The organism is Leptolyngbya sp. AN02str, assembly GCF_050565595.1.
Lineage (GTDB): Bacteria > Cyanobacteriota > Cyanobacteriia > Elainellales > Elainellaceae > Kaiparowitsia.
Window position 1 is genome coordinate 1 of record NZ_JBNXVR010000080.1, and the last position, 8,117, is coordinate 8,117.

The following is an 8,117-nucleotide window of genomic DNA, read 5'->3' on the forward strand; positions in this document are numbered from 1 at the left end:
TGGTCAGAGACTATGAATTATTGCCAGAGACATCAGAAACCTTGATTTACCTTGCCATGATCCGCATTATGGTCAGGCGACTGGCATAAAATTTGACGCCTCACATCTTTTCAAACACCCTCTAAGCTGTGGCGACAGTTATAGAATGGCCAGCAGCGTTCTTGGGACAATTTTGATAACGGGTTGAACCATTCAGCAGTCTACTGGCGCTCAAAAGAACCAGAACAATTTCATGGTTTGATACCCATTAATCTGTACGCGATACGACTCCAGTCATCGACTTGTATCTCTTGCTACTCAAAATTGTTAGGCCGCCTGAACGAATCACGTTTTGAAGTATGAATTAGTGTACAACTCTTCAGCGCAACGATTCATGCAGGCGAACTATATAACAACAGCAAATTAGCAAATCTTTACACTCTTTGTCCCCGATAGCCTGCGGTTCAGTATCCTCAGCCAAACTGCTGAGGTTCCTCAGCAAAAACCATTAATAAAGCGTCAAATCAGCATTCAAATCACATCACCAACCATTTTCCGATTTAGACTTAAAAAGGTTTTTTGTCTGTATAGGTGATTCGGCAGCAATATAGACTGCAGTTCACCTCCAGCTTTCACATTCTCTGCTTTCATTTATTGATAGAACCTATAGATTCCCCCCATAATTCACTCAATCTCCATTTTAGAAAGGCTGTTTCTGTTTACCTCAAGGTAGGTATTCCATCAGCAAATTGGCTGATCTTTCTTAGCCACTTCTGCATCTTTAAAACCTAAAAACTATAAGCACTCTTAGGCATATTTAGAGCCACCAATGCTGTTCAGTTAGCCAAAGATTTGTCTATCAACAATACAGCTCTAATTCTTCTTTAAATTCAATCGAAGATGTTAGATTTTGTGCCCATCAGTGAATAATACGATCGCCCTGGCAATGATTGAGAAACCTATTTAGAAAATTACTGATGATAGTTGGAGAGACCCATCGACTGTTTCACCGTAGGCGGGCGATCGCATCCCTCCTCACATATCATCACAATCTTTAACTTAAGTTTTTGTGTCCCTATCAACCTTTTCCATTCCTTCATTTGGCAATGTTGAATCTTCGATCCCTCTTTGAATAGAGCGACTCGTCCTCAGTTTTGAATACTCAACAATGCCCCAAAACTCATTCCCATCCCGTTACCACGGTCACCCGTTTCAGTCACCATGATTACCAGGCGAAATTTCACTCGGCTATCGTTATTTGGGTTAGGGCTCGGTTTAGCAAACTGTTCCGCTCCTTCACAGCTGGCTTCTGTCAATACCAACACCCAAGCGGATAACGAAGATCTTGTCATTTGGTGGGAGCAGGGGTTTCTCCCCGAAGAGAATGAGCAAGTCATTCAGCTCGTACGCAATTGGGAGCGCCAATCTGGTTTAACGGTCAACTTAAAGCTGTTACCCGTGAGCTTGATTGACCAGCAGTTAACCCAAATGTTGCAAGAGCCAGGAAATCCCAAACTGCCAGATATTGTGTATTCCGTAGGGGTGGATCCCAGTATTGCGCCGAAGTTGGCTTGGCGAGACCAGCTTTTGGATTTGTCAGAGGTAATCTCGCCAATTAAAGACCGCTACACTCCGGTTGCGCTAGAGCAGGTCGCTTATCGCAACAAGGTTCGGAACGAGCGCAGCTATTATGCTTTGCCGCTGTGGCAGGCAGATGACTACATCCACTATTGGGGCAATTTAATTGAGGAAGTGGGCTATCGTTCTACCGATGTGCCCACAGCATGGGAACCGTTTTGGAAGTTTTGGCAAACGGCCCAGCAACGGTTGCGATCGCAAAGCTATCCCGACATTTATGGGGTAGGACTGTGCATGTCTACGGTGGGGTTTGATACGTACACCTCGCTAATGATGTTTTTGGATGCGCACAATGTTGAAGCGGTGAACGCAGACGGAGAGTTTTTGCTGGAGGCTCCTGAAAATCGGCAGCGGATGATTGCGGCTTTGGATGAATACACGCGCCTGTATTTAGATGGATATGTGCCACCTGCAGCCTTGGAGTGGACTGGATCTGGCAATAACAATAGCTTCCTGGAAGGCAACATTTTGATGACTCAAAATTTGACCTTATCCATTCCCCTGACGCAGCAACTGCCCAACAATGTCTACAACCAAGATGCAGCCAAGCGATACAACCAAATTGTGACCATTGAACGGCCTCAAAAGCCAGATGGCAGCCCGTTGCTAACACGTAAGGGAATTAAGCAAGCGATCGTTCCCAAAACTTGTCCCCATCCTGAAGCTGCGAAGGATTTTTTGGCCTATTTAACTGAGCCCCAAAATATCAATCAGTTACTGACAGGGTTTAAGGGTCGAGTGCTGCCTGTAATGCCCCAGTTGTTTGAAAATTCACTGTGGAGCAACTCTACCGATCCTCATCTATCAACCGCCCTCAAGATTTATCAAAGCCCCGGTTCTACTCCTTACGAGGTCACCCATTCCGCCTTTAGCGAAGTTCAAAGCCAACAGTTATGGGCCAAGACGGTACTCAGGGTGATTCAGGATCAGGCTTCTGCAACAGAGGCCAGCGATTGGGCGATCGCACAAATCAAAAATATTTGGACGGAATGGGAGAAAGCGGTATGAAATCCTGGTTGAACAAAAGCCTATTAACCCAACTGGTCAGCTATTTTTCGATGCTGTCGGTCATTACAGTGGGCACAGTTGCTGTTGGCTCGTACTTTCAAGCCCGAAACTCGTTAGAGAAGGAAGTGATTAATCGTCTAACGGTAGCAGCCAAGCTCAAGAGCTATCAGCTAGATGAGTGGGCAGAGCAGCAATTGCGCGACATTTTGCTGGTGAGTCAAGAGGCCGCGATGCAATCTAGTATTCGTACGCTGCTGACAACCAGTCCCGATCAGCCAGCCTACCGTGCTGCTCGCCAAGAACTGAATCGCCTGACGACAAGTTTGATCGAAATTAAACCGAATCTCCGCAGCATCCGCATTACTCGCAACAGCGGGTATGTGGTTTTTGCGTCGGATGACCCCAGCTTGGAGGGCAGCTACCGTCCTCTGGGAGATCCGGCCACCTACTTTACGCGCGATCGCCTAGATATCGTCGTTCCTAATTTCTACATCTCCCCCAAAACCCAAAAAGCCGCGATTACCGTTGCCACGCCCATCATGGATCAACAGGGAGACCGGATGGCCGCGCTGGTTGCCGATCTCAACCTAGATGAGGTGGATACCCTCATTCGAGACAATACCGGACTGGGTGCAACCGCAGAAACCTATTTAGTGGGTCAGGCCAAAGGCAAAACCATCTTTATTTCCAAACAGGCTGGAAATGACAGCGGCGAGGCTGCACCCAGCGAAGCTATCAACAGCGAAGGAATTAACCGCGCCATTGAGCAACAAAGTGGATTTGGCCGCTACACCAACTACGAGGGCGTGCCAGTCGTGGGAGTGTACCGCTGGCTACCCGAACAAAACTTGGCGCTCCTAGCCGAAATCAGCCAAACCGAAGCCTTTTTACCCGCCCAACGCCTAGCCCGAAACATTTTGGTGATTGGATTTTTGTCCTCGGGTGTGATGCTAGTTGCGGTTTATGTGTTGTCACGACGCATTACTCGACCCATTTTGGCGATCGGCGAAGCTGCGACCCGCCTCGCCCAAGGCGACCTGACCCAGACCGTCCCTGTGATGACCCAGGATGAGGTGGGAACCCTGGCCCAAACCTTCAATGAAATGGCGGGTCAGCTCAAGACCTCGTTTACCACCCTAGAGCACCGTGTTGCAGAACGCACCGCTGAGCTGGCACAGGCCAAGGAACAGGCCGACTCAGCTAACCAGGCCAAGAGCGAATTTTTGTCGAATATGAGCCACGAGCTGCGCACCCCGCTCAATGGCATTTTGGGCTATGCGCAAATTCTTGGACGGGCTAAGGGTTTGTCTGCGAAGGAGCAAAATGGCATCAGCGTCATTTACCAATGCGGAACGCACCTGCTGACTTTGATTAATGACATTCTTGATCTGTCTAAAATTGAAGCCCGCAAGCTAGAGTTAGCGCCTACGGCGGTGCATTTACCATCGCTGTTGCAGGGTGTGGTGGAAATGTGCAAAATTCGGGCTGAGCAAAAGGGCATTGAGTTTGTTTACAGCCCTAGTTCACGGCTGCCGGAGGGGGTTGCTGTCGATGAAAAATGCTTGCGGCAGGTAGTGATTAACTTGATTGGAAATGCGATTAAATTTACCGATCGCGGCTCAGTTGCATTGCAGGTTGATGTCTTAAAGGTGACAGCTGATTATGCAACCCTGCATTTTCGAATCACTGACACGGGTGTGGGAATTGCCGAAGCCGATCTATCTAAACTGTTTCAAGCCTTTGAGCAGGTGGGCGATCGCCGCCGACAAGTGGAAGGAACGGGTCTGGGATTGGCGATTAGCCAACGAATTGTGCAGCTGATGGGAGGCGAAATCCAGGTTAAAAGCCAACAGGGTGAAGGCAGTGAATTCTTCTTTACCGTAGAGTTACCGTTAGTTGAAGATTGGGTACGGCAGCATCGTGGAACCGACGGAAACGATCGCATTATTGGCTACACTGGCGATCGCCGTCGCATCTTAGTTGTTGACGACCGCTGGGAAAACCGCACCGTTTTGTTAAACCTGCTAGAACCTCTCGGCTTCATCATTATCGAAGCGGAAAACGGTGAAGAAGGGTTGGAAAAACTGCGCACCCAGTCCCCCGATCTCGTCATTACCGATTTAGTTATGCCTGTGATGGATGGGTTTGAACTATTACAGCGTATTCGCGACACAGAAGAGCTAAAGCAAACGAAAGTCATTGTTTCCTCTGCATCGGTTTCGCAGCTCGACCAGCAAATGGCGATTAGTAACGGTGGAGACGACTTCTTATCAAAGCCGGTCGATGTTGATACTCTGTTCCACCTCTTGGCAACTCATTTGAATTTGAGCTGGGAGTACGACATGGAAGTCGCCAATCTCACCACCTCAGAAGAATCCGCCCCAACCCAACTTGTCCTGCCACCGAGCAATATCTTGGAAGAACTCCTGTATCTTGCCGAGCAGGCCAACCTCAAGGTATTACGGGAACAGGTTGAGCATCTTTCCACAAGCAACAAAGCTTATACGACGTTTTCAGAGTCGATTCTTCAGTTGGCTAAGCAGTTCAGAGTCGAAGAAATTGAAGAACTATTGCAACGCTATTTGATTCAGTTAGTTTAGGAACTGCCCATGTGGTGCGACATCAAAATCCTGGTGGTAGATGATACACCCGCTAACTTGGAGATCGTTACGGAAATCCTGTCGTCGATCGGATATGGAACGGCGACTGCCATTAGTGGCGATCGCGCCCTCAAGCGCCTGCAAACCTACACACCAGACCTCATCTTACTGGATGTGCAAATGCCAGGTATTGATGGGTTTGAAACCTGCCGACAAATTAAAGCCAATCTGGCCACCGCTGACATTCCAATCATTTTTATGACAGCCCTCAGCGATGCCGAAAGCAAAGTGCAAGGATTTGAGCTAGGGGCAGTCGATTACATTACCAAACCCTTTCACGAGAAGGAGTTGCTGGCACGGGTAAAAACCCATTTAAATCTGCGGCAATGGAGCAAAGCGCTAGAGGACAGCGTGGCAGAGCGAACTCACGAATTGCAGATAGCGCTGGAGCAGCTCAAGCAATTTCAGCTCAAGCTCATTCAGGCAGAAAAAATGTCAACGCTGGGGAACCTGGTCGCCGGGGTAGCCCACGAAATTAACAATCCGACCGGATTCTTGAAGGGGAGCATTAGCAACGCCAAAGAATATGTGCAAGATCTGCTCACCCACATTCAGCTGCGGCAGCAGTATGAGTCACAGGTTCACCCGGCAGTCAAAAACCATGCCGAAGATATTGACCTGGAATTTTTGTGCAAAGATTTGCCCAAGCTAGTTGATTCCATGCAGAGCGCAACCGATCGCATCATCAGCATTAGCACTAGCCTGCGCACATTCTCTCGCAGTGATACGGAACATCAAATTGCGGCTGATATTCACGAGGGCATTAACAGCGCCTTACTGATTTTGAAATATCGTTTGAAAGATAACCAGTATCGTCCAGCGATTGAAGTCATTCAAGATTATGGAAATTTACCCAAAATTGAATGCTTTCCTGGACAGTTAAATCAAGTGTTTATGAATATTCTGGCGAATGCGATTGATATGTTTGATGAAATCGCTCAAGGATGTTCATTGGAAGAATTAGAAGCTAAGCCTCAACAAATTACAATTCGCACTGAGATGATTCAAGATCAGGTGCAAATTCGGATTCGCGATAATGGCAAAGGTATCACGGAGGATGTGAAGGCTCGCGTTTTCGATCACTTGTTTACGACTAAGGGGGTCGGCAAAGGGACTGGGTTGGGGTTGGCGATCGCCCACCAAATCGTGACTGAACAGCACCAGGGCACGCTAGACGTGTATTCAGAACCGGGCCAGGGCACTGAGTTTTGCATCCAAATTCCTGCCCATGCCGCTGTATCCAACGTATCTGTTGGCACGCGAGACTAACCAACGTCTGGTCTGGTCAAAACCTGGGGCTGCCCCTTGCCGCATGGGCAGGGGAGCACCGATAATCGGCATAGCGTAATTTCATGCCCAGCAACATTTACCCAGTCGCCCGAATCTGATGCATTGCTGATGGCAAAGAACCCATGAACATTACCATTATTGGCTGTGGCTATGTCGGAACAGCGATCGCTCGGTACTGGCACCAGGCATCCGAGCATCAGCTCACGGTCACGACCACCACGACCGATCGGTTAGAGGAACTTGGCGCGATCGCCCAGCGCAGCGTTGTATTGCAAGGTGCCGATGCCAGCGCATTGCACACTGTCCTGCAACACCAGGAGGTGGTTGTGGTGACGGTGGCCCCAACTGGCAACCAGCAGGTAGATGCTGACGGCTACGAGCAAACCTATTTAGGAACCTGCAAGAACTTGGTAGCGGTTTTGCCCCAGGTACCCACAGTGCGGCAGGTCATTTACACCAGCAGTTGCTCGGTCTATGGCGATGCCCATGGCAACTGGGTCGATGAAACCACCCCCATTACTCCCGATAACCGCCACAGCGAAATTTTGTATGAGGCGGAGCAGATTTTGCTATCGGGGGCAAAAGCCCATTTGCGACCAGATGTGCGAATTTGTATATTTCGGATGGGGGCCATCTACGGGCCAGGACGCGATATAAAACATCGATTTGCCAAGCTGGCAGGCACCACCCGTCCGGGAACGGGGGAGCACTTCACGAACTGGACCCATGTGGATGATATTGTGGCGGCTGTGGAATTTGCGCGCGATCGCCAGCTCCACGGCATTTACAACCTGGTTGGCGATACACCCGTAACCGCCCACGAACTGATGGATCGGGTTTGTGAGCAGAGCGGTTTGCCAGCAGTTCAGTGGGACCCAACTGTACCGCGCAGCCGCTCAAACAATCGACGCGTCTCGAACCAAAAGTTGCAGCAACAGGGTTACCACTTTCTCCATCCCGCGCTCGAAATTTAGGATGCGGGCTGATCCGATTGTTTATCGGGTTGGCTCAGCGCTTTATATCAATTCGACTTATGTTAGCTAACGTCAGTTTCGGTTAAGGGCATTTTTGCGTGCGCGACGCGCACGCAAAAATGGGCACTTCAGCTTATCCATAACTCAGGTTAGCTACAAATCCTGTGTTGCTCCATGCCCGCCCGCGAATGAATTGCGGGCTAATGAGGGAAAGTCCTGGCCGGACTAAGACCCGGCTACAGAATCTCTTTCAGTTCACGTTTTGTGGGCTTACCAGGCTAGTCCAACGTCAGTTTCGGTTAAGGGCACTTCAGCTTATCCAAAACTCAGGTTAATCCACAATTCATTCGTGGGCGACGGGATCTGTAGCCCGACGATAGAAAACTAATATTACACCAGATATCCTGCCTGAATCGTTTCGCAGCTCCGCCACGCAACGATTCATCCGACATTCCGCAGGTTGCTCTGGGAATTAAAGGGAGTGGGGATAAGCTGAGGGAGACGAGTTAGGATCGCCCCCTTGCAGATCGAGAACTTGGACCACTTGGGACTGATTGCGGGTGTTATT

At 49.3% G+C, this 8,117-nt stretch carries 4 protein-coding genes; all 4 read left to right on the forward strand.

The features are described from left to right. Nucleotides 1-1,200: 1,200 nt before the first annotated feature. The 4 genes from ACQ4M4_RS28550 to ACQ4M4_RS28565 all read left to right on the forward strand — a co-directional run bounded on the left by ACQ4M4_RS28550 (nt 1,201) and on the right by ACQ4M4_RS28565 (nt 7,549). Nucleotides 1,201-2,625, forward strand: coding sequence for an ABC transporter substrate-binding protein (locus ACQ4M4_RS28550; protein ID WP_430687861.1), 1,425 nt, complete (start codon nt 1,201-1,203; stop codon nt 2,623-2,625). Next, the gene (locus ACQ4M4_RS28555; protein ID WP_430687862.1) at nt 2,622-5,225 is read left to right on the forward strand and encodes an ATP-binding protein; all 2,604 of its coding nucleotides are present in this window, start codon (nt 2,622-2,624) and stop codon (nt 5,223-5,225) included. The genes ACQ4M4_RS28550 and ACQ4M4_RS28555 overlap by 4 nt, the downstream gene beginning before the upstream one ends. A gap of 9 nt (nt 5,226-5,234) precedes the next feature. Beyond that, nucleotides 5,235-6,554: a sensor histidine kinase gene (locus ACQ4M4_RS28560; RefSeq protein ID WP_430687863.1), complete on the forward strand. Its 1,320-nt coding sequence runs from the start codon at nt 5,235-5,237 to the stop codon at nt 6,552-6,554. 143 nt (nt 6,555-6,697) lie between these two features. Then, a complete protein-coding gene (locus ACQ4M4_RS28565; RefSeq protein ID WP_430687864.1) occupies nt 6,698-7,549 on the forward strand; it encodes an SDR family oxidoreductase in 852 nt (283 codons plus the stop codon). Nucleotides 7,550-8,117 lie beyond the last annotated feature (568 nt).